This is a genomic window from Desulfosporosinus meridiei DSM 13257, from assembly GCF_000231385.2.
GTDB lineage: Bacteria > Bacillota > Desulfitobacteriia > Desulfitobacteriales > Desulfitobacteriaceae > Desulfosporosinus > Desulfosporosinus meridiei.
In genome coordinates, this window is record NC_018515.1 from 3,387,889 (window position 1) to 3,413,167 (window position 25,279).

The window sequence follows — 25,279 nt, forward strand, 5'->3', positions numbered from 1 at the left end:
AAAGCTTAGTAACTTATAGTTTGACTTGTAAATGCTTAGTTTATTTCCGAGTCGATTTCGAGCTTCGACAGCAAGCTTTACCTGCTTCAGTAATTACATTATACCCCCCGGGGCCATAGGGGTCAATGGGAAAATAATAACAAAGTATTTACCAACAAAAAACTACCTCATTAAAATGAGATAGTTTTCGCATAGACTTATTCTTTATACTATAATCCAATGTTCATTCCATACATTTTCTATCAACTTGAAAGTAAGTTGATAGGCACCCTAGAAAAATGTCCTCCCTACGTTCAGTCCACGTTTTTGGTCCTCGTAGCACCAAATTAAATTATTGTATTACAATAACAAAACAGCAAATACCAATATTTATTTATTGATATTCAATAAATAATACATTACAATTTACTCAGTTCAAACTTAACTCATGATAACTGAGGTGCTGTTTATGAGTCGAGCACCACTGTTGTTAAAGGTCTCAAATACTTTAAGAATTAGATTTATTGGAGGTTATTATGGAAAACTTCATTTCTGAAAATCTTGAACAGCCAGCTGAATTGGAAAGGTATTATCGGCAGGAGCCCGAGAAATTTATTAAAGCCTTTCCCGAGGTATTTAGAGAAAATCAGAATCTAACTATCCTGAAAGTTTGGCAGGAAAGGCTAAATTTTGATATACCAAGGAATGAAAAGATGGAAACTGATACTAGGTGGAAAGACCTTCTGCTAGTAATTGTGATTTCGTTGCTGGCGGGAACAATTGCCAGGTTTTTGTTACCATCCATTGAAAAAGAATTAATTAATCCGGCAAATATTGTTTTTTCGATTTTTCCTTTGCTTTCAGTCTATTTTCTTTTAAAGAACCGCCCTTCGAAAAAGCTTATTCTGTCAATTAGCCTATTCTACCTGGTGGCATTGATTTACCTAAACTTTCTACCTGTAAAATTCACAGACAGTATTATTTTGGCAAATTTGCATTTACCCTTTTTCTTATGGTCGTTAGTTGCCCTTTCCTTCACGGGAGACTATCGCCTGCAACCAGGAAAAGTATTGGAATACCTGAAGTACAACGGTGAGCTTTTAATTAGTGCCGGTCTGTTACTTATTTGTGGTGTCGTTTTAACAGCTTTGACCATTGGTTTATTTGCGGCAATTCAAGTCAAAATAGAAGATTTTTATATGAACAACATTGCAATTTATGGAGTTGCTGCTGCACCCTTTGTTGGTACTTATTTAGCGAGGGCCAGGGGCATAACCAAAAATATTGCGCCTTACTTAGCAAAGGTTTTTAGTCCTTTAGTTTTAATAACCTTAGGTGTCTATTTAGCTACAATTATCGTAACCCAGAAGAATCCTTATACTGATAGAGAATTCTTATTAATATTTAACTTAATGCTGATCCTGGTCTTAGCAATCACGATTTTTTCCGTCGCTGGAAGAGAAACTGGTTCAAAAATAACTTTCAATGACCGAATAATCTTCGCATTGTTAACAGTTGCTATAGTAATTGACTGCGTAGCCTTATCGGCTATCTTGTTCAGATTAACTTCATATGGCATAACTCCAAACCGGTTGGCAGTTTTGGGTATGAATCTAATTGTATTTGTCCACTTATTGAGGATTACGGTTAATTATTTCCGGTTTATACTGGGTAAAGTTAAAGTGGAGATGATTGAAGCTGCCATTACGCGATATTTGCCGATCTATTCACTGTGGGCGCTGATCGTTACCATTTTCTTTCCGATAATTTTCACTTTCAAGTAAAATTATAGTTACTGATGAGCGGGCCCGCGCGACAGGACAAAAACCACTGAAAAAACTTTTCAGTGGTTTTCCATATCACAGTAACATAAATCTTCAATAGATCTTTAGCGCTGAATAGACCAATAACAGGGTATGGTAAAACTGCGTAATCGCGGTGAGGAAATCACGTTACGGTGTCATTACCTTACTTTTTTATCGGAATCCAAACCTCACACTTATAATCCGGAGCAGATATATCACCCAGTGGATAAACTCCAATTGTGGTCCTTCCTCTTGCTGATAACCCGTTGCAGGAATCCATTCGGAATAAATCCGTTCCCATACCTTCTGTATGGCACCCGGCATGGGACCAACTGACTCAAACACTGCCCACCGTGCAGTAGGTATCTCAACAGACGAAAAATCTGCCGGAGTTTCCCCATTGTCCTCCACAGCAATCATATAGGTAAAGGCTTCATAGTTGGGTTCAAAATCCAGACAAATCCCAAAGACCCCCATGCCGCCTGCCATGGAGCAAATTTTTTCATAGGATCCGTCCGCCTGGCATTCCTTCCAAAAAAGCGGAACCAAATTTAAATTTTCTCCATCCAGAGTTGTTATTCTTTTAGTCTTGCCGATCACTTTAAACGAATCTTTTTCGATTAATTTGTAATCCATATCCTGATCCCCTTTGATTGAAATATGAAAGGAAAGCTTTGAAAATGCTTTAAAGCATATGATACATCCGCTGAAAGTGAAATGGGGTTCTCCCTGTTGTCTCTTTGAAAATCGCTGAGTGCCAGGATGAATATCCTGCAGCATTTGAGAGCTGCTTAAGGGTAATCTCTTCATATATGTGATTCTCAATATAATCCTGCATTTTTTGCACTGCCCTTATTGCTTCAACCTGATTCATTTTCTCACCTCCCGTATCTAGCATAAATCAACCGGAGAAGTATTTCTTGACCTGAATTGCTGAGTTTAAGAAGAGAATATTTATCAAATTTTTGCCCAATAAGATTTAGATGAACAACTAAAGCCTAAAGTGATCCACTTAAGCGCGAATCACTTTAGGCTTTTAGTATAAGATTATGCCAGACTTTCAACTTTTTCTTCATTAAAATCTAGCATATCAAGTCCATTTTACAAAGCAGCAAAAACCGGATTAAGATCAATTATCAAGTCCGGTAAGGCGCTCACGGTTATTTTTTCTTCATCTGAATAAACAGCTGGCCGTCCATAGCGCTTATTGTTCTGTAAGGTAAATACGCTCACGAACTTACCATCTGGTTCAATGACCCAATACTCTTTAACCCCGGCCATTTCAAATTTATTAAACTTAAAAAGCTTATCTATCCTTGCGGTTGAGGGAGATGATATTTCAATAATCAGGGTGGGAGTACCATAATACCCAGTACCTTTTAAACCAGCATTATCACAAATGATAGTAAGATCAGGCTGACATACAAACGTTGTTTCTTCGTCTTCTTCATTTAATTCAGGTATCCTTAAATCGAAAGGTGAAGCAAAAATTCTACAGGGCTTATTCCGTAAGTATTCACCAAATTGCAACATAAGTTCACTGGATATGGCTTGATGCTGCCATGTAGGAGCAGATTGCATATGGGGCACGCCATCAATTATTTCCCATCTTTCTCCATCCGTCCAGGTAAGATAATCTGCATAGGTATATTTCTTATCACTACTATGCGGAAATATTGACATTAAACCTCGCCCCCATAATATCAACTATCCGACTATCTGAAATATTAAGCATTGCCATATTATAACACATCATCTGTGGAGCTACAAAGAGTTGACCAGTACCTAAAGAAGAACATTTACAAATCACCACATTATATATAGACGCAAATGAAATGCATGCATTTTCACAAGAGGGGAAGAACTGATCTACAGCGAATCACGACACGCTGGCCTGGCAGATTGTCTGATCAAATTCGCCAAAACCATTCAGAAGTTTAACTATCCGGGAGAATTGATCCCCTTACCCCGCAAGCTGACTTCCAGCTGCGGCATGGGCGTCAAATTTGACTTCAGTCAAGATCTTGGCGGGATTATTTCTGAGAAAATCGAGAAAATTTATGCAATTAAAGGGAATCAGTACCAATTAGTCTATTAGGCCAAGGCGTAAACATAATAAATAGTAAGGGCTTCAGAAAATAAGGAAGCCCTTACTAAAGGAATGATGTTATGGACGGAATATATTTAGATAATGCAGCCACCTCTTTCCCTAAGGCTCCTGGGGTGGCTGCAGCTGTGGCCGGATTTCTCACTAATAGCGGCGTTAATATTAACCGTGGGCTTTACTCGGCATCTTTTGAGACTGCCAACATCGTTTATGAAACCCGGGAGCTCCTTTGCCGCCTGTTTAACTTCCCGAAACCGGAAAACGTTATTTTTACGAAAAACATTACGGAAAGTCTGAATGTTATCCTTAAAGGGCTGCTGAAACCGGGAAATCACGTGCTGGTTTCTACCATGGAACATAACGCAGTGATGCGACCCCTGGCTTCTCTGGCTGAAAAAGGGGTTGAAGTATCGGCGGTCCACTGCAATCACCAAGGGGAACTTTCCCCCGGCGATTTAAGACTGCAAATCAAATCAAATACCAAAGCGGTTGTTATAACTCATGCCTCCAATGTCAGCGGTACGATCATGCCTTTAGAGGAAGTGGGCCAACTGTGCCGGGAGCATAAATTGTTCTTCATCGTTGACAGTGCTCAAACAGCCGGCTTCTTAAGCATTGATTTTTTAGCCCTTCAGGCAGATGCTTTTGCCTTTACAGGCCATAAAGGTCTCTTGGGACCTCAAGGAATCGGCGGCTTTTACCTAAGCGATCAATTAGCCTCTCTGGTTGAACCCCTAATCGAAGGGGGAACAGGCAGCGCCTCAGACAGCGTCTTCCAGCCCAGCTATCTGCCTGATCGTTTCGAAGCGGGCACTTTAAACCTGCCGGGAATTTACGGCCTCAATGCCTCACTTAAATACTTAATCAGGGAAGGGATTCCTGCCATAAGAGAAAAGGAGCTGAGCCTTGTGCAGAGGTTTATGGAAAATGTGCAAACCCTGCCGGGCATTCAGCTCCTTGGTCCCGATCCCAAACATGAGCGGACCGGAATAGCTTCTCTTAACTTTTTGAACCATGACAATGCCCAGGTTAGTTATGAACTATTCAAGGACTTTGGAATCATGACCCGCTGCGGCCTCCATTGCGCTCCGGCAGCCCACCGGACCCTGGGAACGTTTCCTCAGGGTACCGTCCGCTTTAGTTTCGGCCACTTTAACTCCCTCCAAGATGTGGACTATGTGATCCATTCCTTAAGAAAGCGCTTTTAGATTTAGATTAGGCTTAGTGATTTTTACTCCGCAAGCTTTATGCTCATAGGTTTGGGATACTTTATCCGCAGCTCCATTGGTTAAGACATTGGCCGGGGTCTTCATATAATGGAAGATCATCCTCTGGGGTAACCCGCTCAGTTATGCGGATTTTCGTTTCCAGTTCTCCCCGCCGTAAGGCCACCTTAACACGTTTCCCTTCTTTAACGCCCAGGTGCTGAGCATCTGTGGGATTAATCTCAGCAAGCTCTTCGGGAGAGTAACTGCCCAGAGCTTCTAAATTTTTGGTAAACACGTTGTAATGAGAGAGTTTGCGGCCGGTGTTTAATACGAAGGGATATACTTCGTCCGGCAGTTCATTGGCTTTTTGACAAACAATTCAGAAAAAAATGTCCATGGCTCTGATCCGGTTCCCATTTAACAAGGATCTTCATATTTATATTGAGTAATAACCCCTTCCTGACAACGTTACTTTCCCGTTTGACAGTTACATAGTGCACAACTTAAAAGGAGATTTTCAGAAAATGGAAGCAAGCAAAGAATATTTCGCAGTATTTTTTACCCCTTCCGGAGCAATAAGGTTTCACCGGTTTTTGCGCAGCAATAACATTCCAGCGGAAGTTAAGCCCCTGCCCAGAATTCTGAGCATAAGCTGCGGCATAGGGATTGAGTTTTTCACTAATCTTGATGTAAATCTGTTAATCAGCAAGGATATTAAGGAACTCTACCTTCACCAAGGCTATCAGTACACTTTAAAGTACACCAAAGACCAGTGAATGCCTGGTTTGAACCTTTAAAATATGGAAAAATCCCGCAATTACTTGCGGGATTTAATAATCTCTGGTGCGCCACCCAGGATTCGAACCAGGGACCTGCCGATTAAGAGTCGGATGCTCTACCAGCTGAGCTAGTGGCGCCTTTGGTAGCCCCAACGGGATTCGAACCCGTGTTTCCGCCTTGAGAGGGCCGGCCTGTGGCCGCCACTTATCCCTTAACCTCGCTGTACACCGTCTCCTGTGAATTTAACATTGCTTGATAGACAGCCGCTACAACTATGTTATTCTCCTGCAGCAGGGACTTTGCCCCAATATAATCCGCTACCCGAAGGGCGATGCCGCAGCCGGCTTTGATGCCGGAGGGCAAGGGCATCACCCCTACGGAATGACCGGCCTGCAGGAGGGTTTTTTCGGCTAAAATAGCCCCATGGGTACTGGTAAATGTAAGAATGTACGACACAAAGGATCCTCCTAAATATTGATAAGCCGCTTCGCCCCAGCCATTGCGGTAACAATACCGTACATGTTAGCGATCTCACCGACTCCCAGCTTCTCCGTAATTTCGAAATAATTAGTGCAGGTTCCGCAGGTCAGGATAACCGTCCCCGCTGCTTCCAAAGCACGCAGGTCTTCCAAACAGTTAGAGTCACTACTTGTAAGGCGTACTCCCGAATTAAAAAACAAAACATGGGTGGGCGGCGGCGTCAGCTCTCTGAGGGCAAAAACAAAACCTTTAATCAGTATTTGGCCCAGCTCCTGACTTCCTTCCCCCATGGTATTCCGGCCAATGGCTACAACCAGGCCCGAATCTCCTTCTGTCGGGCAGCTTTCCACAGCGCAGCCTTCTCCTGCTACGATGGTAACCTGGATATTACCGTCTTCTCTCTGCTCATATTCGCTTTGATAACCCAGTTCTGTGGCCATCTTTTGCAGATTTTGGCGGGCGATGTCGTTATCGACTAAAACAGCTACCACGCCGCCTGCGTCCCCCAAGCCCTCCAGGGCTTTTTTAGCTTTTATGACCGGGATAGGGCAGACCAGCCCAAGACAATCAATGTTATTCATAAATATTCCTCCTTAGCGTACTAAAATCAGTGAATTTTGCGGTTGGAGCACTTCACCTACGATTCTAGCCTGGGGTTCCACTTCCTGAATGGCACTTAACAGCTCTTGAGCACAGGATTTCGGGGCGCTGAGAAACAGCCCTCCCGAGGTCTGGGGATCGAACATCAATTCCTGCAAGGCAAAGGGGGTATCGCCGAGACCCACAAAGCCTTGCATATGGTTGCGATTGCGCTGGCCAGCTGCAGTTATCAAGAAATCTCCGGCATAGGTATAAGCCTGAGGGATATAAGGCAATTCCGAGCTATATATGACCAAGGATGTAGCATCCCCAGCCATTTCTCTGGCATGGGCCAACAGTCCGAAACCGGTGATATCTGTGCAGGCATTAATGGGAAAACTGTGCATCTTCTCCGCCGCATATTTATTGAGCCTCTGCATGGAGGAAATCGCCGACTGAACGGCTTGATCATCGGCCATTTCTCCCCGCAGGGCAGCCATGACAATGCCAATCCCCAGGGGTTTGGTAAGGATCAGTTGATCCCCCGGAACCGGAGTATTATTGCGCCAGATTTGTTTCGGGTCGATACGTCCGGTGACTGCCAGCCCATATTTGGGCTCTTTGTCATAGATGGAATGGCCCCCGCAAAGTACCGCTCCCGCCTCTTGGATTTTTTCAGCCCCGCCCAATAATATTTCTCCCAAGGCGTCCAGCTCCATTCTCTCGGGATAACAAACGAGATTGAGAGCAAAAAGTGGTGTACCTCCCATGGAATATACATCGCTTAAGGCATTAGCTGCCGCGATTCGGCCAAAGGAGCGACCATCGTCCACCATGGGTGAAAAGAAATCCACTGTGGAAACAATGGCAGTGTCCTGATTAATTTGATAAACAGCAGCATCATCCGAGGCATCAAAGCCTACCAACAGGTTAGGGTTACCAAAAACCGGCATACCGGACAACACCTTGGATAGTTCGCCCGGACCAATCTTGGCTCCGCAGCCTCCTGAGGTACAGTTTGACAATAAACTCATCATGAGAATCCCTTCCTTTACACAGAGGTTTAACTTATACTAAAATATAAAAATACCTTTTATTAGAGATAGGAGAAAAAAATGATTTATCTGGACAATGCCGCAACAACTCTTCAGAAACCTCCTTGCGTCAAGGAAGCTGTTGTGCGGGCTATGGATACCTTTGGCAACGCTTCTCGGGGAGCACATGCACCGGCCCTGGACGCTCTTCGCATGTTGATGGAAGCACGAATTGCCTTGGCTTCCCTCTTTGGGGTTGATGATCCTATGCGTGTGGTATTCGCTCCTAACGCCACCGTTGCCTTAAACATCGCCATTTCCGGAATCCGGGGGCATATTGTGACAACCGCCGCTGAGCACAATTCGGTACTGCGGCCTATCTACAAACGGGGTAATTATACCATTGTCCCTTGTGACAGCTTAGGATGCGTTTCCACAGAAGCAATCTCTTCGGCCATCCGTCCGGATACCGGGGCAGTAGTACTTACCCATGCTTCCAATGTTACCGGCAACGTCTTCGATATCCAATCTGTCGGTGAATTATGTGCTGAACGCGGCCTGGATTTCATTGTTGACGCCTCACAAAGCGCCGGACTTTTGCCTATTGAGATGAAAAACATATCCGCCCTCTGCTTTACAGGGCATAAATCACTCTTCGGGCCCCAAGGCACCGGCGGACTCTGTTTAGGGCCCAATTACAGGCCCGAATCTCTGTATGTCGGAGGAAGCGGCCATCATTCCTTCGACTCCAAACATCCCGGGGAATTGCCCGATGCCCTGGAAGCCGGGACGCAAAATGCCCACGGTATCGCAGGACTACTGGCCGGCGTGCAATATATCCAGTCCACCGGACTATCGACAATCCACAACCAAGCAGATACCTGGGCGCGCCTGTTTGCCCATTCCCTAGCGGATATCCCCGGGGTTACCCTCTATGGAGATTTAGCCGCGCCACTTCGTACACCCATAGTCTCCCTCAATATCCAAGGATATGATTCCGCTCAAGTCGCAACTCTGCTTTTTGAGAAGTATGGCATCGCAGTACGCGCAGGGGCACATTGTGCACCTTTAATGCATGATGGACTCAAACTATCCGGCTCCGTCCGCTTTTCATTCTCTCATTTCAACACTCGAGAAGAGACACTGTTCGTTGCCGACGCTGTTTGCGCTTTGGCTGCCAGTCGATAGCGAAATACATTAAACAATTCATGATTATCTTTGTATTATTATTACTTATTATTATTCAATTATATATCTTGACTTGTTCAAATATCAAGCTACTTGATAGGGGAATGCCTTCTTTCAGGTTTTTTTGCCTTCCGCCGCTCATTGAGCTCTGGGCCCAGACAGGTAGCTTTCTACAGTTTTTACATCTCTATTGTTCTTTGAATCGTTTATCTTTTGATCTAACACCAGATCATTAGCAAAGGACCCATCGGATTTTTGAAAATAGACGGTAGCTAGAGGATTATTCCCTTGTCCGGGATAAGCATCATCTACAATAATAATTATATCTTTTAGACCGTCTTTACTGACATCTTCAAAGGAAACGGCTTTAACGTCTACCATATAAGGAAGATTTGCCTGAAAATCATATAGGATCTCCCCATCTTTATCGGTTAGGTAAAAGACTACAGGTATATGGTTGCCTCCTGTCAATTTTCCGGAGACGAATTTAACCTTTCCCCAGGAATTTAAATCCACCATGAAGGATTGATTTTCAATGGGCCTAAAGCCCACGATATCTTTAAGATTATGCGGACTGAACTGAAAAGTCCCTTCCGGTGGATGGGCTTTAGTATCTAATGCGGGGGATGCCTCAGATTGCTCCCTAGGTTGGGAGTTGGTATCAGCTGGAGCCGTTTTCCCACATCCGGTTATAAGTAGGATAACTATGATTGTTGCTAAAAGAATTTTCCGCTTCATTCGTTTTTACCTCCAAGTTCCCCTTAGCCAAATTAGTTTTTAGTTCTTCGCTAAACTTCCTCTATCCCTTCAACTAAATAATCAAGATCTTAAAAGGGACTTAAAATTAATTACCTCCTTTATATAGGCACAGAAAAGTACGTACTTGTATCTTTATTCCTGGCCATTACTGGCCGGCCTCTGACTCTGCATTTAACTCCTACCCTGAAAGTGCTTGAGTGAGTCATGTCAAGTATAAAGTAAAAGGCAGCTTCTAGATCCCTAAAAAGATCCCCGAAGTCCGCCTTTGTCCCTTGTTCTTATTTAACAACAAGTCTATTGTTTGCAGGACTCCAAAAGAATGACCTTCGTTTTGGGAATACTTCCAATCACAATCCCTAACGTAGTAAGGATAAGTGCTAAGATATGTATCCAGGCGATTTTCTCATTTAAAAAGACGAATCCACCGAACATGCTCGCAAAAGGCATACCATTTAAAAACATAGCCGTTCTGTTGGCCCCCAACTGTTTTATACCGTCATTCCATCCTAAGGTACCTAGAGCTGTAGCTCCCCAAGCTGATATTAATAAGACAAGTATTGCTGTAGATGATAAGTGAATCTGTCCATAAACCGCAGGCCCAAAGGAAACCAGCGTCCCCAAATTTAACAATAGACCCCCTATTAAGGTAGAATAGGCAGTCACTACTAAGGTTGGAATCGGGTTTTCCAACAGCTTTTTAATGAGCAAACCCCCAATGACATAGGTCAACATGGCTAATACCATCGCAACATCTCCGATTAAGGAAAATTGGATAGTACCCTCCGGGGATTTTGAAAACACAACCAACACAACTCCCGCAAACCCAAGTAGTATGCCAAGCCCTAAATTCCTGGTGAATTTCTCCTGAACAAATATGGAAGCCAGAAGCGCTGTAGTCAGAGGATTTAAGGCCAGGATAAGTGAAGCATTGGTGGATGATGTCACAGAAACTCCGTACCCCAAAAGCAATTGATGCAGGCAAACAGAGATTAGTCCTATACAAAAAAGCAATCCCCATTGTTTTTTACTTGGATTGTACAGCCCATATTTCTTAAAAACAAAAAACAGCAATATAATTCCCGCCAGGGGCATTCGTACTGCAGCTACCAAGATCGGGGACATTTGCTGAGTTAAAAACTTAATCATTACAACATTTAGGCCCCATAATAAGACAACTGACAATAATATCGGATAAATTAGCTTCTTTCCTGTTGGCATTGTAATAATCTCCATTCCTGAAATACTACTAATATAATAGCACTTCTTAGTCTGGAAAGCTTTAGTAAGTTGATTCCCCTAAAGAAGTGAACACTCTTCTCATGAAGAACTGAATCATAGAAAAAAGTAAGACGCAAAAAAACCCGGCACTGATTCAGGAATGCCGGGGCTTTTTGCGATAATTCACGGTAACAACAGGTCGCTCTCAATATATCATCTATCCCCTAATGGGTAGAATTTTTCATGATAATTCGTGAAAACTTATCCGAAAACAGCTGGGTAATAAGTGACCCAACCTCCGCACAAATTCCTAACTTGAGTAAATCCGTGCTGAGTCAAGATTCGATAAGCAACGTAGCCTCTGAGCCCAATCTCACAGTAAACTACGATTTCCTTATCTTTGGGAAGTTCCGATAATTTGCTGCGCAGGTCGTTGACAGGTATATGCAACGAGCCACGGATAAACTTAGCTTTTCGTTCCTCTTCATCCCGTACATCAATAATACATATATCTTTTGCATTAAGTTTACTAAGTTCCTGCCAATGGATCATTTTAACATCACCATTAATGATGTTTTCCGCCACATAGCCAGCCATGTTCACCGGATCTTTAGCTGATGAAAAGGGCGGGGCGTAGGCCAGTTCCAGGTCCTGTAAATCATAGATAGTACCTTGGTTACGGATTACCCCGGCGATATCATCGATCCGTTTATCGACACCCTGAGCTCCCACAGCTTGGGCACCCAGGACTCGGCCATTGCTTTTATCAAAGATAAGTTTCATGGATAATCTTGTTGCTCCCGGATAATACCCGGCGTGGGAATTGGAGTGCGTAAACAACACCTCATGAGGAATTCCTAATTTCTTAAGCATTTTTTCATTTGCCCCAGTCGACGCTGCCACTAAATCAAAGACCTTGGCGATGGCAGTCCCTTGGGTACCCTTATACCGGCTATCCCGACCTGCGATAACGTCGGCAACAATGCGGCCTTGTTTATTAGCAGGACCGGCAAGGGGTAAGAGAGCAGCTTGTCCTGTGACTAAGTGTTTTACTTCAATGACATCCCCAACAGCGTAAATATTAGGGTCTGAGGTCTGGAGTCGCTCATTAACTTTAATGCCGCCTAACTCTCCGATAGTTAGCCCGGCTTCCTTGGCTAATTTAATTTCCGGTTTTACCCCGATCGCCATGATTGTCAAATCAACTTGTACTTCCCCACCGCTTTGGAGTGTAATAACAGTCCCATTATCCTTTTTAGCAAAGGATTTCACCCCATCTTCCAAAATGAGATTGATTCCTTTATTAAAAATGTGCTCATGCAGGATTGCAGCCATTTCAAAATCCAGCGGAGCCATGACCTGATCGCTCATTTCTATGATCGTTGTATCTACTCCTCTGGCATGAAGATTTTCAGCCATTTCCAAACCAATAAAGCCCCCGCCTACGACTGCTGCCGTTTTAGGATTCTGCTCATCGATAAATCGTTTAATCTGATCAATATCTGTAACATTACGTACAACAAGAGCCTCGATGTCATTGATCCCGGGAATCGGCGGACGGAGCGGAGCTGCCCCGGGAGAAAGGATCAATTGATCATAAGATTCTCGATAGACCTTGCCACTCTGTTCTTGAACTTCGATGGCCTTTTCCTCAGGAAAAATACGGGTAACCTCACTAAAGATTCTCACATCAATACGGAAGCGGTTTCTCATCGCTTCAGGCTTCGAAACCAAGAGAGCCTCCCGCTCATTAATAACTCCACTGACATAATAGGGTAAGCCGCAGTTAGCATATGATATATGTTCTCCCCGCTCAAAGATAATGATTTCCGCCTCTTCATCCAACCGGCGCAAGCGTGCTGCAGCACTGGCTCCGCCTGCAACTCCACCAACAATGAGTACCTTTTTACTCATTACAACATCTCCTTTAGCATAGATTATCTCAGCAAAACCAAGTTTATGAAAATAATAACATGATTAATTACCATTCACAATCATGTTATCTTCTCTTTTATAAGTTAATTACTCCTTTGGGAGACTATGATATGATTCATCTATCTTAGTTCCATAAACCTTAATCAACCACTTCGGTTCTTGATTGGATAAGTATTGTCTAATTGCGCCAGCAAATCAATGAATCTTCTTTCTAATATATTATAACTCAAAATCGGATTATATCTTGATATTGACTGAATAATACAACGCATTTATAATATAGTTGTTAAGACAACTGAGGTGATAATTTAATGGAGTTTAAATTAGAGGATTCATTGGGATTTATCCTAAGTAAGACAAATACAAAGCTTAAAAATAAGTTATTTCAACGATTCTATGAATATAATGTAACACCGGAACAATGGTCTGTACTTAACTGTTTATGGACACGAGAAGGTCTTACCCCTAAAGAGTTGGCTGATATGATCTTTAAAGATAAACCAAATACTAATCGCATTCTTGAAAAATTAGAAACCAAAGAATTAATTGTCCGTAAGCCCCATCCAGTAGATAGAAGATCTTATCAAGTTTTTCTAACTAATCGTGGTTGGGCATTAAAAGAGGAATTAGTTCCTAAGGCTGTTGAATTATTAGATGAAGCCACAAAAGGAATCGAACAACAAAAAGTCGCAGAAATGATCAAACTGTTAAATCAAATCTACGATAATATCAGCTAATATTATTTTACGGTTATAGTTGTTCTGACAACTATAGTGCAGGGCAGATTAGGGTGAAATGAAACGATAAGGAGGCAACTAATATGAAATAATTACGCCTAATTAATCACAGCTAGTTCCTTTTATAATCAAGGAAAACTCCAATGCTATTCTGAATTATTAAGAAAAAGAAAAAGAATAAGAAGAATAAGAGGTGTACGTATGAAAAGCAAGATTGCCGGTTCCATAAAACTTAAAACCCAACCCGTTGCAGTATTTCGTACAGATCTCAAACCTGAAGGGGCCTTACAGTTTAAGGAAGGAAAATGGGGCTGTGTGATTTCTATGTTAAGTGCTGCCGCCAAAGGCCGTGTCGCTGTTTTTGACGAGAAAACAGCCTCATGTGTAGGGGGCAAAGTTGGCCTTGGTTTCAACCGCTTTCAATTAGGCTTTATTGAATATTTCTTGTCAACCGGCGGTGTCGGTAATAGAGAAGGAGAATTCTATAAGAAAAGTCCTGAGCTTGCAGCAAAATTTGCTACCGGATTACCGGAAGTTACCCCAAAAACTTATATTGTCTTTAAACCTTTACTAGAGTTGGCTGAGGACGAAACACCGGAAATCGTTATCTTTCTAGTGAATGCCGACCAATTATCTGGACTGGTACAGTTCGCTAATTATGATAAATCGACTCAAGACAATGTCAAAATAGATTTTGGTGCCGGCTGTCATCAGTCCGTACTCTATGCTCTAGAGCAAGTAGAGAATGATAATCCCAAGTGCATTGTAGGGCTAACTGATCCCTCTGCACGTAAATTTATCGACAAGGACATCCTTTCATTTAGTATCCCCTATAAACGGTTTTTAGAGTTAGAAGCGCAAGTGGATGAGAGCTTTCTGACCAAAGAAACCTGGTTGCCAATTGCAGCTCGGATTGAGTAGGCTTTTTCCTAAAGGCCTTTTGTAACAATAATCTTGGTTTAAATAACTTTAGAGTTCTTTCCCTTCTAATGTAATAACAAATTTAACCTCATCAAATTTATAAAGCAAAAGAGTGACTACTCGCAAGTTGGTCACTCTTTTGCTTTGATAGACTTTATTAGATAGATTAATGCTTAAACTTACACAAAACTATTTTCCATTAAGATAATCCCGAGAGGAATCGTTTCGTAGATTACTGTGGCATTTTGCATTATTGGGACATTGATGATCACTAAAATTTGCTCATTCTCAGTTTCAATTCGGGGTCGCTCTTCATCGTCTAAAGCACCTTTTAGGAAACGATCAAATTCCATTCCAGTTGCATTGGTCACAAGGGCAATTTCATCTTCAGTCGGATTGGTCAGATTTATCCAAGAGCCCTTTTCTTCGGGTTTATTTGTGTTAATGATGATATTATCAATTGTTCTATACGCTGCTAGCATTCTCGTCCCTCCAATCTAGATAACTAGTTCAAATTCCTAATTGGGTGACTATACTTCATGAGTACTTCGATTAATTTTTTTTGAGATTCCCAGAAACAGGATAAGCCCTACTAAACAGGTAAGTCCTTCCGAAATTGTATTAGCCCAAATAACGCCATTGACAGCAAATATCAAATTTCCGCAAATCAAAATAGGAATAAATATAACACCCCTTAGAGAGGACATAACCGTGGATTGTACACCTGTGCCAAAGGCTTGAAATATACCTGTAAAAAGTGCAGATAGCCCGGCAAATATGGTCGAGCAAAGCTGGGCAACCAGGATTGTTTGGCCGATTGCAATAACCTCAGGGTCAATGCTAAAGATGCCTATAACTTGGGACCTGAGGGCGAAGAGAATTAATGACAACCCTAAAGTAATACCCACCATGTATAAGGCTGTAGTTTTGATAATTAGCCGTAACCGCTCCCGATTCTTAGCTGAATAGGAGTAGGCAATCAGGGGTACGGCGCCCATGGAAAAACCCATTCCCACAAAGTCAATAATTTGAATAACTCTTTGGGAGATACCTAACCCGGCAACAACACTATTACCATAGAGCATGGAATAATTATTAAATAACAAGGTGGTAATCACCATAAAACCATCCAGCAAAAAGGCTGAAATTCCAACTTTAATAATATTCTTATAAATCTCTTTACTTGGTTTAAAATTCTTAATTGCTACACTCTGAACTGTACTTTTTCGCTGCAGATAATAGATAAACCATGCTACAGAGACCATATTACCAAGCACAGAAGCAAGTGCTGCCCCCATGATATCCAGGTCTAGAAGAAAGATAAAAATGGGGTCAAGTATTATATTAACGACGATACCAGCTGTCAAACCAATCATAGAGGCTGTAGATGCCCCCTCAGCCCGGACAGTTTCTTCCAGAGAAAGATTGGCAATAACAATCGGAGCGCCAATCACAAACACCAGAATATAATTTCTTGTGTAGAGCAATGTGTCCCCCTGTGCTCCCAAAAGCTGCAAGATCGGAGACAGCAAAGGCAGACACAACGCCATAAAGATGATCCCTGTGAGGATTGATGACCAAAAGTTTATGGAACAAACTCTTTTGGCCCTTTCTGAATTGCCTTCGCCTAAAAGTCTTGACACATAAGTTCCTGCCCCCACTCCGAACAAGTGGCCTAGGGCCATTAATATGCAGGAAAAGGCCAAGGCCAGAGTAACTGACGCCATCATCGCTGTGTTGTCAAGTTTTCCAATAAAAAAGGCATCCGTAATATTGTAGATGATAGTAACAATAAAACTCAGCATCATAGGAATAACCATGTGCATAATAGCTTTGGAAACTGGGGCCTCTTTCAGATAGTATAGAGATGCTTGATCATCTATTTTTTCAATACTTTCCACCATATTCAACACTCCTTTACCTAGTAAACCCTTAAAATTGGCGCAAAAAAATAAGGCACTGTTACAAGAGGTTGCCGCAGTGCCTTTAGATCGCTGCTGTACTACAAATCATTTTTTATTCAGGTTTATCTGGGTATGGGCCAGGTCGTCGTCCATGCCCCATTCCAGGCCGAGGGCCAAATTGAAACCGGCGGTCAAATGGATTTCCCCCATGAAAGCGAGGGTCAAAATTAAATTCTGGTCCTTCATCCCCAAGTTGAGTTTCGAGTGTTTTGATAATACGGTCAAGAAAGCCGCTCATAGTCTTTTGTTCGTCTTCACTCAGGCAATCAAACAACTTATCAAAACTGAATTCCTGTTCAGTTGATTCAGTTGCTTCAATTCCCTCTTTTGTAAGCTTAATATTCATAACCCGGCGGTCGGTTTCCGATTGTTCACGAGTAATATACCCGCTTTTCTCCAACTTAGAAAGAAGTTCTCCTAAGGATTGGGGTCTCATGTCCAGCAGGTAGGATAAGTCTTTTTGGCTAATTTCCGGCTTCATCTTAAGAATCCCTAACACCCTGCCTTGCCCTCTGCGGGGATCTCCCATAGGTCCAAAATTCATGTGGTTTTGTTGATGGTACCTGTGAAGCAGCCATTCAACCCGGGTAAGTTGCATGATTAAGTCAAAGTTTTTTTCTCCCATGTTATATCCTCTCCTTCGATTGATGTTTTGTTCTTGTAAGGTACCTTATGATTAAATATTACAGGTACCTTACCTTTTTGTCAATCTTTTTTTACAGGTACCTTATAATAAAGTAAAAAACAAAAAAAGAACACTCCAGGTAAACTTACCCGAAGTGTATCCATAAGTATATGGTTTTATCACGGCGACCCATCAGCACTAGTCCCCGGAAGTTAATTCTCTTTCACATAAGGAACTCCCAATTTAGCAGGTACACTAAAGGATTTTCTGGATACGGTTAGAACAATCGTCATAATATAGGGCAGAGCAATAAACAATTCATTGGGAAATAATGCACTGTTCCCTGTAGACTGCATATAAATAGCAATTGCTTCAGCAAATCCGAAAGCCAGGGTACCAATAACTGCTCCTTTGGGATTCCAATTGCCTAAAAAGCAAATGGCAAAAGCAATCCAACCACGACCACCAATAATATTCGTCGTAAACATGCCCAGAAAACCAATGGAATAAAAAGCACCGGCTACTCCGCCCATAACCCCTGCTAACAGCACCGTAAGAAAGCGAACCCTAAGAACATTGATTCCTGCCACATCCACTGCTTCAGGATTTTCCCCGGCGGACCGGATGGTTAAACCGATAGAAGTTTTATAGAGCATGAAATAAGAGAGGGGTGCCAACAAATAGATAATGTAGGTCAATATAGTTTGATTAAACAGTATTGGCCCCAGCAGAGGAATATCTGAAAGCAGGGGAATTGGAATCGTTGCTAAAGGATTAACGGTTAACGGAGTTATAGGAACTCCAAAAATGACCCGGTACAAAAATGAACAAAGGCCCACTGCCAAAAGATTGATGGCCACCCCTGTAACCACTTGATGCTGCTTTAAATAGATGCAGATCCAGCCATATAAAGCTGCCACCAATAAACCGGCCAGCATGGCTGATAAAAATCCTAAGGTCAAACTACCGCTTAAATACCCTCCCACAAAACCGGCCCAGGCACCCATTAAAAAGATACCTTCAATCGCCGTTACCATCATCCCTGTTCGTTCGGCAATAACTTCGGCTAGAGCTCCAAACAGCAATGGCGTCCCCATCATGATTGTTACACTTAACAAATAGATCATTTTGCCACCGCCTTTTGTAATTTGCGTTTTTCCCGGTTATTTTCCAACCAGGTCCGAACAAAATACGAGAGAATGACAAAAACCATCACAAAGCCTTGCATCAATTCAATGATACTTGAAGGGATCCCTGACATCTGTCCCATAATAGTACCACCAACCTTCAGCGCACCAAATAAAGTAGCGGCAAAAATTATGCCTATGGGGTTGCCATTGGCTAAAATGGCAATGCCAATCCCAGCTGCTCCCAGGTCTGGATTAAAGCCCTGAACCAACATATGCTGCACCCCGTTAACTTCCGTAAATCCTGCCACTCCGGCTAAGGCTCCACTGATAAAAAAGGCCAGGATATAAAGTTTCTTGGCATTGATGCCTGACATTTCCGCAGCTCCTGCATTATAACCTACGGCCCTGATGCGATAACCCAGGGTCGTCTTGTAAAGCAGAACCCAAACTCCAACGCAGGCCAGTACTGCCAAAACAAAACCAATGTGCAGCCTGGTACCGGGAATGATACGAGGCAGCCAGACAGACGCAGCCAGGGCATCCGTTTGAGGGTATTCAGCTTTCCCTTCTATGAGAAAGGTTCGCAGGGAATAATTCATTATGGCCAAAGCCACATAAGTGGACATCATACTAACTAAAAATTCATTGGAATTGTACTTAGCCTTAACAAAACCGACAAATGCCCCCCAGAGACCGCCTCCAACAATGGTTAGAAGCAAAGTAATAATCAGAACCAGCCAACCGGGCAGGATGTTCTGAAGAAACAAGGATCCGGCGGCGGCGATTATCGCACCAATGTAAAACTGCCCTTGGGCACCAATATTGTACAAATTAGCTTTGTAAGTAAAAGCAAAGGCTAAAGCAGTGAACATTAAGGGGGTTGCTTTCACAAAGATGTCAGCAAAGGTATATCCGTCGCGCACCACCGAGGTAATTAGTACGCTATAGGCGTTAATAGGGTTTTTACCCAGAAAAAGCAGCATTAACCCACTGGCAACGAGTCCTAAGACAATGGCCAAAATATTGGTGATCAGGAGATCTCTTAGCTTAGCCTGCATCATTGCTCACCTCTCCTTCCCGAAATCCGGCCATTAACAGACCAATCTTTTCCGTGGTAAGCTCCGCACTGTTAAATACCCCTTGTATTTCCCCCTTATACAAGATCGCAATCCTGTCAGAAAGGGCAAAAATCTCCGAAAGCTCAGTAGAAACCAGTAAAATACTTTTTCCTTTGGCACGTTCCTTAAGAATAACTTGGTGAATGTGGTTAACCGCACCCAGATCTAACCCTCTGGTCGGTTGATCGAAGACTATTACCTTCTCTCCATTATCCACTTCTCTGGCTAAAACCACTTTTTGTTGATTGCCCCCTGATAAACCCCGGGCAATGGTCTCCGGAGAAGGAGCCTTAATTGAATAGTCCCGGATCTCCTGTAAGGCGTATTGATTAAGCCTTTGCTTGTCAATAAACCCGCGCTTTTGCCATTTTTTATCGTAACTACTCTTCAGCAGCATATTCTCGGCAATGGACATATCCATAATCATGCCGTCACTGCTTCTGTCCGCAGGAACATAGCCAATTCCCAAATCAATCCTGTCTCTGATTTTCCGTTCAGTAACATCCTCCCCATCTAAAAAGACTCTTCCCTTTGTCGGCAAAAGAGCACCACACACTATTTCGCAGAGTTCCTGCTGGCCATTGCCGCTAACCCCTGCAATCCCCAGAATTTCTCCTTTGTGCAAGGTCAACGAAATATCCTTTAAGGCCGGAACCCCGGTTTTCTCCTGCAGGGTAACCTGTTGGAGTTCCAAGCGCACTTCCTGATCAAGAGATTCCTGCCGCTCATCTTTAGTTACCCAATTTAAATCTCGGCCGATCATCAATTTAGATAATTCCAGTTCATTGGTCTCAGCCCGTTTTATGTCTCCGTAGACCCTTCCTGCCCTCATGACAATAATTCGATCTGCAACACTCATGACCTCTTTTAACTTGTGGGTGATAAAAATAACCGAATTACCTTGGGCGGTAAAATCTCTGACAAAGCCCATGAGGTTTTCAGCCTCTTGAGGGGTGAGAACTGCCGTTGGTTCATCCATAATTAACAGATTGGTTTTTTGATACAGAGCCTTTAAAATTTCCACCTTCTGTTGAACACCCACGGCCAAGTCGCGGATATAGTCATCAGGATTAAGCTCGAAACCATAAAGCTTAGCCAACCTTTTGATTTCTTCCCCAAGCAACTTCTGCTCAATTATTCCCTTAACATTGCCTAAGATAATATTTTCGGTCACTGAGTGAGCAGGCACCAGAGAAAAATGCTGTTGGATCATGGAAATCCCCAGCTCCATGGCCTCCTTAGGCGAATCTATTTTTATCTCTTTGCCATCTTTAAATAGCTTCCCTTCGTCAGCCTTATATAGTCCGTAGAGGATCTTCATAATCGTACTTTTACCTGCTCCGTTTTCTCCTAACAAAGCTAAAACTTCCCCTCTTTGAATGGAAAAAGAAACATCTTTATTAGCTACAACTTTAGCAAAGTATTTACTGATCCCCCTAAGTTCAAAAAAAGCTGTCTCCACAATTTCACCACCTGTTCAAAAAAATAGAGGCACCTCTCGGAACCGCTATTTTTTGATTTATTTATTTATCCTTAAGTACCTTTTATAAAATTAAAACGAACTTCTACTCTGAAAAATACCCCAAAACACGCTTAAGAAAGTAGACCCAAAAGACAGGGAGGCTTCGATCCACAGGAGTGACCCCATTGCATGGAGAGGCAGTACGGCACACAAAGCTTTCGTGGGAAGCGTAGCCACAGGTTCACATCAGGTATTACCCTGAGGTTTGGCGAAGCTCCCACGAAAGCCAGTGGGCGAGCCTCGGAGTGCTGGGTGAGCGGATGTGGGCGAAGCCTCCCGACCCGAGCATGCGGTCTATTTATTCACAAACATTGCGTTAAAATCAACTTCACCTTTTTTAGCTTTTTCCATGCCTGCAGCTACTTTGTCTTGAATATCTTTACTGATGTTAGCTGTATAGACCGGTTTAAAGATATTCTCAGCGATTCCTGCTTCATGGACTTTGTTGCCGTCTAAACTGCCATCCAGGTATTTTTGAATAGCCCAGACATAAAAGGTTTCAAAATCAAAAACCACGGAACTGACTACTGTATTAGGATCAATGGTAGTCTGATCTCCCGAGAAACCGATGAACTTAGCCCCTTTTTCTTTGGTAGCCTGGATAGAGCCTAAGCCAACCTGATTGGCATAAACAAACATCACATCGGCACCATTGTCAATCATTGTAGAGGCCATTTGTTTGCCTAAAGCTACATCATCCCAGCTATTGGCATAGGCACGGACTGCTTTGGCACCTGAAATTCCGCGCTCTTTAGCAAGATCCACAGCAACTTTTTCATAGACATCCAACAAATGCTCCATAGCCTTATTGGGGAAACCGCCGATTGTAGCAAATTGACCGTTTTTGCTAACTTCTCCAGCCATTAAGGCTGCTATATAACTGGCCTCATATTCTTTCGGAAAAATTGGAGCGACATTTGGACCCTTGCTAACCATACCATTGACGACGCAAAAGGTTGTTTTCGGATAGCTCTCCGCAACCTTATTGGCCGCTTCATCAAATTGAGTACCTGCTGCCATAATCAGGTTATAACCACGCTCAGCATAATTTCTAAAGGTAGACTCATAATCAGCCGCCTGTACGTTTTCCACGTATTCCATTTTTGTGCCCAGAGTTGCATTGGACTTAACCAGCCCGGCGTAGTTTGTGGCATTCCAGCTTTGATCGTTAATAGGACCGGGTAATATCAGAACCATTTTGTAATCGCTTGCACCTTTTTTACCTGAATCTACTACTTTAGTGGTGCCGCATGCTGTCAGTAAAAACAGCATTAAGACGGCCAAGACAGCTGCCGTCAATTTGGATCTTTTCTTTAACATTTCTCTTACCCCCCAATTAAATCTAGTTTTTGCCATTGGATCAGGATCAGCCCTTCAAATCTTAACCTAATTGTAACAAAAATAAGCCGCTCAGATAGTAACGGTCATGTCGAGTTTCTAGCACTATCTTGCTGCTGTGCACCAGCCCATGTCACTTTCTTAACATTTAGCACTATTTTGCTTTAAGGCTGTTTTTTCTCCGCTCATCCTCTGGGGTAATTCCCATATACTTCTTGTAAAGCCTGGAGAAATAACTTGGGTTCTGGTACCCTACCCTATAGGCTATATCCGTAATTTTAAAATCTGTATTGATTAATAGTTTTCGCGCTTGGGTCAGTCGATAATTAATCAGGTAAATACTAAAGTTTTCGCCGGTTACCTCTTTAAACAAGCGGCTGAAATACTCAGGAGACCGATACACCTGGCCGGCAACATCCGCCAGGGAAATGGTTTTGTCGAAATGTTCATGAATATACATTAAAGCCTTTTCAATAAATTGGTTGTTGGTATCAATATGCTCACCGGAATGCTCTGTCAAAGTTTTTTGGGCCGCACGTTCCAACTGATCCGCAATTCTTGGTCTGTCATATTGGGTATAACGCTCCTCTTCAATTTTTACCAGTATTTCAATTAATTCCGAGCTTCTTAATTCAGACTTTAAGATGTATTCCTTTGCACCGCAGGTAATTGCTTGTTTAGCGTAGGAAAAATCAGCGTAATTTGTCAAGATAACAAATTCCGTCTGAGGCAGTACTTTCTTAATATTTTTCATCGCCGTAATTCCATCCATTTTCGGCATCCTGATATCCATAATCACCACATCAGGCTTCTCTTGCACCGCCAGCTCTTGGGCCTGCAAACCATCAGAAGCGATTCCAACTATCTTTAACTTGGTATTTTTATCTTTCAGACAATAGTTCAACCACTCCCGAATGGGCAGTTCATCATCTGCAATGACAATTCTTAACATAGTTCCTCCTAAGCATAGTGTAATTTAAGAATCACTTTAGTTCCTTCCGGTTCATTCTGTTCAATGGTCAGACCGTAGGCACCTCCGTAAAGAATTCTAATTCGTTCATGCACATTTAAAATTCCTACTCTGCTCATCTGAACCTCTTTATTAAAGATCTCGGTAATTTTCTCCTGGCTCATGCCGATTCCGTTGTCGGAAATCTTGATATATAAATCATCATCTGCCAATTCAGCTTCCACCTTAATCACAATCAATCGATTGACCTGCAAGCCGTAAAAAATAGCGTTTTCAATAATTGGCTGCAGGATAAAGGAGGGGATCTGAGCATTTAAGGTGTTTTCAGCCAGTAAAAATTCCACGAGAAAGGCGTTGGCATACCTCATCTTTTGCAGAACTACATAGTCCTCCAGGTGCTTAACCTCATCTCTTAACAGGACGAATTCATCTCCGCGGGACAGTACCCTGCGCAACAGCTTAGAAAAATGATAAAGCATCTCCTCAGCTTCTTTGTTTTTCCCCATTTCCACATAAAAACGAATGGAGCTTAAGGTGTTATAGATAAAATGGGGGTTAATTTGAGCTCGCAAAAAATCAAGCTCCAGCAAACGTTTTTGTCGTTCATTGTTGATGTTTTCTTTAAGCAAAAAATTCACCCGCTGAATCAGTTCATTAAAGGAAATGGAGATTTCCGAAAACTCCTTATAAGTACTATCCTGAATTTGAATGGAAAGATTACCATCATTGAATTCAGTCATTTTGTTCCTGAGTAAACTTAAGGGTTCTGCAATCTTTCTTGCCACAACGCATAGTACCACACCCGTCAGTAAAGTGCATAAAATCCCAAAGGCAATTAAAAACAGCTCAATTTTTTTGAGAGGCAGCAAGGCACTTGCTAAAGAAACCGACTCCACAAGGTACCAGCCGCAACCGCTGATCGGTTGAGAAATAAAGAGCTTATCATCTTGCAAATAATAGTTATTCAGCTTGTTTTTGCTATTAGCTTCCACAAAGCTATTCAGCTTTTCAGTGATTTTATCTTTATCCTGGTGAGAAATGATCAGCCCATCCTGATCAACGATAAAGAAATCTTTTTCTTCATTGGTCAAGCGAATATAATTATCACCCAGTAGTTTTTCATTGACATTTAACAAGAGCACCCCATAGTCTTGTTTGGAAATATAGTCTTCAACTTTTCTGGCTACCTGGAAATAATAATTATATCCTCCTGTGGAGGTAAAGTAAGACTTGATGGGGAAAATTTCAATACCCTGGCCATTTTCCAGAGCTTTGTCAAAGGCTGCTAAGTCAGCCTCCTGATTGGAGGACATGGAATAGGAGGTGGAATAGGTATTGCCGCGCTTATCAATCAAATGGGCGTCGATGAGCATGGCCGTACTTCGATAAGACCAGATGTAACCCGACATAATTCCTTCAATTTTCAGAAGCTGTTCCTTGTTGGCACTCTCTCCACCTGAGCCTTTTTTCAGGGATTCAATAATACTTGTATCATAGGCAATGCGGCTGGCCAGAACTTCAACATCCTTTAATTCCTGGTTGATCCTGATGGCAATCTGCTGAAGCATATTAGTGTTCAGCTGAATCACCTCTTTGAGAATAACTGATTCCGCATATTTATAAGTCGAATACGCCAAAAAGGCAATGAGGCATTGGAGAATGATAAACAGCATAATGAATAACTGCAGAATTAAACTTCTTTTTTTCATTTGCAATTTTCCTTCAATCTGGGATTCTTTGCCGAGGCTACTTAAGAAATAAATTCGACAAGGCTTGGAATTACCCTTCCACCCTTGTTAAAGTGCAGCAACTATTTAGGGCTTATAATCTAAGCGACATTTTGCTTTAGCGACTAGGGTAATTCCCATAAAAATATGACGCC

Annotated in this window: 25 protein-coding genes, 1 tRNA gene and 1 pseudogene; 7 read left to right on the forward strand and 20 right to left on the reverse strand. The window is 42.4% G+C overall.

Annotated features, from left to right (window positions below; translation table 11 throughout):
• Positions 1-515 precede the first annotated feature (515 nt).
• On the forward strand, positions 516-1,763 hold the full coding sequence (locus tag DESMER_RS15550) for a hypothetical protein (RefSeq protein ID WP_014904020.1): 1,248 nt from the start codon (positions 516-518) through the stop codon (positions 1,761-1,763).
• A gap of 192 nt (positions 1,764-1,955) precedes the next feature.
• Here the strand turns inward: DESMER_RS15550 and DESMER_RS15555 are convergent, their stop codons facing one another.
• The 3 genes from DESMER_RS15555 to DESMER_RS15565 form a co-directional block, all read right to left on the reverse strand.
• Entirely contained in the window at positions 1,956-2,420 is a 465-nt protein-coding gene (locus DESMER_RS15555) for a GyrI-like domain-containing protein (protein ID WP_014904021.1), read from the reverse strand.
• 49 nt (positions 2,421-2,469) lie between these two features.
• A complete protein-coding gene (locus DESMER_RS23635) occupies positions 2,470-2,658 on the reverse strand; it encodes an AraC family transcriptional regulator (RefSeq protein WP_014904022.1) in 189 nt (62 codons plus the stop codon).
• Positions 2,659-2,885: 227 nt separating this feature from the next.
• Positions 2,886-3,467 (reverse strand): Uma2 family endonuclease, encoded by a 582-nt coding sequence (locus DESMER_RS15565; RefSeq protein WP_014904023.1) that lies wholly within the window; start codon positions 3,465-3,467, stop codon positions 2,886-2,888.
• A gap of 226 nt (positions 3,468-3,693) precedes the next feature.
• Here DESMER_RS15565 and DESMER_RS15570 point away from each other — a divergent pair, with 226 nt between their 5' ends.
• Positions 3,694-3,882: a putative Se/S carrier-like protein gene (locus DESMER_RS15570; protein WP_282433081.1), complete on the forward strand. Its 189-nt coding sequence runs from the start codon at positions 3,694-3,696 to the stop codon at positions 3,880-3,882.
• 71 nt (positions 3,883-3,953) lie between these two features.
• The gene (locus DESMER_RS15575; RefSeq protein WP_014904024.1) at positions 3,954-5,099 is read left to right on the forward strand and encodes an aminotransferase class V-fold PLP-dependent enzyme; all 1,146 of its coding nucleotides are present in this window, start codon (positions 3,954-3,956) and stop codon (positions 5,097-5,099) included.
• Here DESMER_RS15575 and DESMER_RS23125 read toward each other — a convergent pair.
• Positions 5,082-5,457: pseudogene (locus tag DESMER_RS23125) on the reverse strand (molybdopterin dinucleotide binding domain-containing protein); the annotation flags it as partial. The gene DESMER_RS15575 and the pseudogene DESMER_RS23125 overlap by 18 nt on opposite strands.
• A gap of 166 nt (positions 5,458-5,623) precedes the next feature.
• Here DESMER_RS23125 and DESMER_RS15580 point away from each other — a divergent pair.
• The gene (locus tag DESMER_RS15580) at positions 5,624-5,875 is read left to right on the forward strand and encodes a putative Se/S carrier protein (RefSeq protein ID WP_014904025.1); all 252 of its coding nucleotides are present in this window, start codon (positions 5,624-5,626) and stop codon (positions 5,873-5,875) included.
• A 65-nt stretch (positions 5,876-5,940) separates the two neighbouring features.
• Here the strand turns inward: DESMER_RS15580 and DESMER_RS15585 are convergent.
• From DESMER_RS15585 to selD, 4 genes are all read right to left on the reverse strand, one after another.
• Positions 5,941-6,016 (reverse strand) — tRNA-Lys (locus DESMER_RS15585).
• A gap of 67 nt (positions 6,017-6,083) precedes the next feature.
• Positions 6,084-6,335 carry a putative Se/S carrier protein gene (locus tag DESMER_RS15590; protein WP_014904026.1) on the reverse strand — a complete coding sequence of 84 codons (252 nt, stop codon included), beginning with the start codon at positions 6,333-6,335 and terminating at the stop codon, positions 6,084-6,086.
• Positions 6,336-6,346: 11 nt separating this feature from the next.
• The gene (yedF, locus tag DESMER_RS15595; protein ID WP_014904027.1) at positions 6,347-6,940 is read right to left on the reverse strand and encodes a sulfurtransferase-like selenium metabolism protein YedF; all 594 of its coding nucleotides are present in this window, start codon (positions 6,938-6,940) and stop codon (positions 6,347-6,349) included.
• Positions 6,941-6,952: 12 nt separating this feature from the next.
• Entirely contained in the window at positions 6,953-7,975 is a 1,023-nt protein-coding gene (gene selD / locus DESMER_RS15600; protein ID WP_014904028.1) for a selenide, water dikinase SelD, read from the reverse strand.
• A gap of 78 nt (positions 7,976-8,053) precedes the next feature.
• Here selD and DESMER_RS15605 point away from each other — a divergent pair, with 78 nt between their 5' ends.
• Complete coding sequence (locus DESMER_RS15605; protein ID WP_014904029.1) at positions 8,054-9,160, forward strand: aminotransferase class V-fold PLP-dependent enzyme; 1,107 nt, start codon at positions 8,054-8,056, stop codon at positions 9,158-9,160.
• Positions 9,161-9,298: 138 nt separating this feature from the next.
• Here the strand turns inward: DESMER_RS15605 and DESMER_RS15610 are convergent, their stop codons facing one another.
• The 3 genes from DESMER_RS15610 to DESMER_RS15620 form a co-directional block, all read right to left on the reverse strand.
• Positions 9,299-9,898: a hypothetical protein gene (locus DESMER_RS15610; protein WP_014904030.1), complete on the reverse strand. Its 600-nt coding sequence runs from the start codon at positions 9,896-9,898 to the stop codon at positions 9,299-9,301.
• Positions 9,899-10,213: 315 nt separating this feature from the next.
• A complete protein-coding gene (locus DESMER_RS15615) occupies positions 10,214-11,137 on the reverse strand; it encodes a DMT family transporter (protein ID WP_014904031.1) in 924 nt (307 codons plus the stop codon).
• Between the two features lie 261 nt (positions 11,138-11,398).
• Positions 11,399-13,051 (reverse strand): FAD-dependent oxidoreductase, encoded by a 1,653-nt coding sequence (locus DESMER_RS15620; protein WP_014904032.1) that lies wholly within the window; start codon positions 13,049-13,051, stop codon positions 11,399-11,401.
• Between the two features lie 332 nt (positions 13,052-13,383).
• Here DESMER_RS15620 and DESMER_RS15625 point away from each other — a divergent pair, with 332 nt between their 5' ends.
• Both DESMER_RS15625 and DESMER_RS15630 read left to right on the forward strand, forming a co-directional pair.
• A complete protein-coding gene (locus DESMER_RS15625; protein ID WP_014904033.1) occupies positions 13,384-13,809 on the forward strand; it encodes a MarR family winged helix-turn-helix transcriptional regulator in 426 nt (141 codons plus the stop codon).
• A gap of 201 nt (positions 13,810-14,010) precedes the next feature.
• Positions 14,011-14,730: a DUF169 domain-containing protein gene (locus DESMER_RS15630; protein WP_014904034.1), complete on the forward strand. Its 720-nt coding sequence runs from the start codon at positions 14,011-14,013 to the stop codon at positions 14,728-14,730.
• Between the two features lie 179 nt (positions 14,731-14,909).
• Here the strand turns inward: DESMER_RS15630 and DESMER_RS15635 are convergent, their stop codons facing one another.
• From DESMER_RS15635 to DESMER_RS15675, 9 genes are all read right to left on the reverse strand, one after another.
• Positions 14,910-15,212: a CorA family divalent cation transporter gene (locus DESMER_RS15635; protein ID WP_014904035.1), complete on the reverse strand. Its 303-nt coding sequence runs from the start codon at positions 15,210-15,212 to the stop codon at positions 14,910-14,912.
• 48 nt (positions 15,213-15,260) lie between these two features.
• Positions 15,261-16,634, reverse strand: coding sequence for an MATE family efflux transporter (locus tag DESMER_RS15640; protein WP_014904036.1), 1,374 nt, complete (start codon positions 16,632-16,634; stop codon positions 15,261-15,263).
• 112 nt (positions 16,635-16,746) lie between these two features.
• Positions 16,747-17,319, reverse strand: coding sequence for a MarR family winged helix-turn-helix transcriptional regulator (locus tag DESMER_RS15645; RefSeq protein WP_014904037.1), 573 nt, complete (start codon positions 17,317-17,319; stop codon positions 16,747-16,749).
• Between the two features lie 212 nt (positions 17,320-17,531).
• Positions 17,532-18,446, reverse strand: a complete 915-nt coding sequence (locus tag DESMER_RS15650; RefSeq protein WP_014904038.1) for an ABC transporter permease — start codon at positions 18,444-18,446, stop codon at positions 17,532-17,534.
• Positions 18,443-19,510, reverse strand: coding sequence for an ABC transporter permease (locus DESMER_RS15655; RefSeq protein ID WP_014904039.1), 1,068 nt, complete (start codon positions 19,508-19,510; stop codon positions 18,443-18,445). Before DESMER_RS15655 ends, DESMER_RS15650 begins: the two co-directional genes overlap by 4 nt.
• On the reverse strand, positions 19,497-21,029 hold the full coding sequence (locus DESMER_RS15660; RefSeq protein WP_014904040.1) for an ABC transporter ATP-binding protein: 1,533 nt from the start codon (positions 21,027-21,029) through the stop codon (positions 19,497-19,499). The genes DESMER_RS15655 and DESMER_RS15660 overlap by 14 nt, the downstream gene beginning before the upstream one ends.
• Before the next feature lie 354 nt (positions 21,030-21,383).
• Complete coding sequence (locus DESMER_RS15665) at positions 21,384-22,409, reverse strand: BMP family protein (RefSeq protein WP_014904041.1); 1,026 nt, start codon at positions 22,407-22,409, stop codon at positions 21,384-21,386.
• A 172-nt stretch (positions 22,410-22,581) separates the two neighbouring features.
• Positions 22,582-23,379: a response regulator transcription factor gene (locus DESMER_RS15670; RefSeq protein WP_014904042.1), complete on the reverse strand. Its 798-nt coding sequence runs from the start codon at positions 23,377-23,379 to the stop codon at positions 22,582-22,584.
• Between the two features lie 8 nt (positions 23,380-23,387).
• Positions 23,388-25,106, reverse strand: coding sequence for a sensor histidine kinase (locus DESMER_RS15675; protein WP_014904043.1), 1,719 nt, complete (start codon positions 25,104-25,106; stop codon positions 23,388-23,390).
• Positions 25,107-25,279: the final 173 nt, after the last annotated feature.

Bases quoted from the DNA above. Each gene is read 5' to 3' on its own strand.
- DESMER_RS15645 (WP_014904037.1), bottom strand. From the start codon at position 17,319: ATGGGAGAAAAAAACTTTGACTTAATCATGCAACTTACCCGGGTTGAA.
- DESMER_RS15640 (WP_014904036.1), bottom strand. From the start codon at position 16,634: ATGGTGGAAAGTATTGAAAAAATAGATGATCAAGCATCTCTATACTAT.
- DESMER_RS15565 (WP_014904023.1), bottom strand. From the start codon at position 3,467: ATGTCAATATTTCCGCATAGTAGTGATAAGAAATATACCTATGCAGAT.
- selD (WP_014904028.1), bottom strand. From the start codon at position 7,975: ATGATGAGTTTATTGTCAAACTGTACCTCAGGAGGCTGCGGAGCCAAG.
- DESMER_RS15620 (WP_014904032.1), bottom strand. From the start codon at position 13,051: ATGAGTAAAAAGGTACTCATTGTTGGTGGAGTTGCAGGCGGAGCCAGT.
- yedF (WP_014904027.1), bottom strand. From the start codon at position 6,940: ATGAATAACATTGATTGTCTTGGGCTGGTCTGCCCTATCCCGGTCATA.
- DESMER_RS15605 (WP_014904029.1), top strand. From the start codon at position 8,054: ATGATTTATCTGGACAATGCCGCAACAACTCTTCAGAAACCTCCTTGC.
- DESMER_RS15670 (WP_014904042.1), bottom strand. From the start codon at position 23,379: ATGTTAAGAATTGTCATTGCAGATGATGAACTGCCCATTCGGGAGTGG.
- DESMER_RS15655 (WP_014904039.1), bottom strand. From the start codon at position 19,510: ATGATGCAGGCTAAGCTAAGAGATCTCCTGATCACCAATATTTTGGCC.
- DESMER_RS15675 (WP_014904043.1), bottom strand. From the start codon at position 25,106: ATGAAAAAAAGAAGTTTAATTCTGCAGTTATTCATTATGCTGTTTATC.
- DESMER_RS15610 (WP_014904030.1), bottom strand. From the start codon at position 9,898: ATGAAGCGGAAAATTCTTTTAGCAACAATCATAGTTATCCTACTTATA.
- DESMER_RS15575 (WP_014904024.1), top strand. From the start codon at position 3,954: ATGGACGGAATATATTTAGATAATGCAGCCACCTCTTTCCCTAAGGCT.
- DESMER_RS15635 (WP_014904035.1), bottom strand. From the start codon at position 15,212: ATGCTAGCAGCGTATAGAACAATTGATAATATCATCATTAACACAAAT.
- DESMER_RS15650 (WP_014904038.1), bottom strand. From the start codon at position 18,446: ATGATCTATTTGTTAAGTGTAACAATCATGATGGGGACGCCATTGCTG.
- DESMER_RS15665 (WP_014904041.1), bottom strand. From the start codon at position 22,409: ATGTTAAAGAAAAGATCCAAATTGACGGCAGCTGTCTTGGCCGTCTTA.
- DESMER_RS15615 (WP_014904031.1), bottom strand. From the start codon at position 11,137: ATGCCAACAGGAAAGAAGCTAATTTATCCGATATTATTGTCAGTTGTC.
- DESMER_RS15555 (WP_014904021.1), bottom strand. From the start codon at position 2,420: ATGGATTACAAATTAATCGAAAAAGATTCGTTTAAAGTGATCGGCAAG.
- DESMER_RS15630 (WP_014904034.1), top strand. From the start codon at position 14,011: ATGAAAAGCAAGATTGCCGGTTCCATAAAACTTAAAACCCAACCCGTT.
- DESMER_RS15550 (WP_014904020.1), top strand. From the start codon at position 516: ATGGAAAACTTCATTTCTGAAAATCTTGAACAGCCAGCTGAATTGGAA.
- DESMER_RS15625 (WP_014904033.1), top strand. From the start codon at position 13,384: ATGGAGTTTAAATTAGAGGATTCATTGGGATTTATCCTAAGTAAGACA.
- DESMER_RS23635 (WP_014904022.1), bottom strand. From the start codon at position 2,658: ATGAATCAGGTTGAAGCAATAAGGGCAGTGCAAAAAATGCAGGATTAT.
- DESMER_RS15580 (WP_014904025.1), top strand. From the start codon at position 5,624: ATGGAAGCAAGCAAAGAATATTTCGCAGTATTTTTTACCCCTTCCGGA.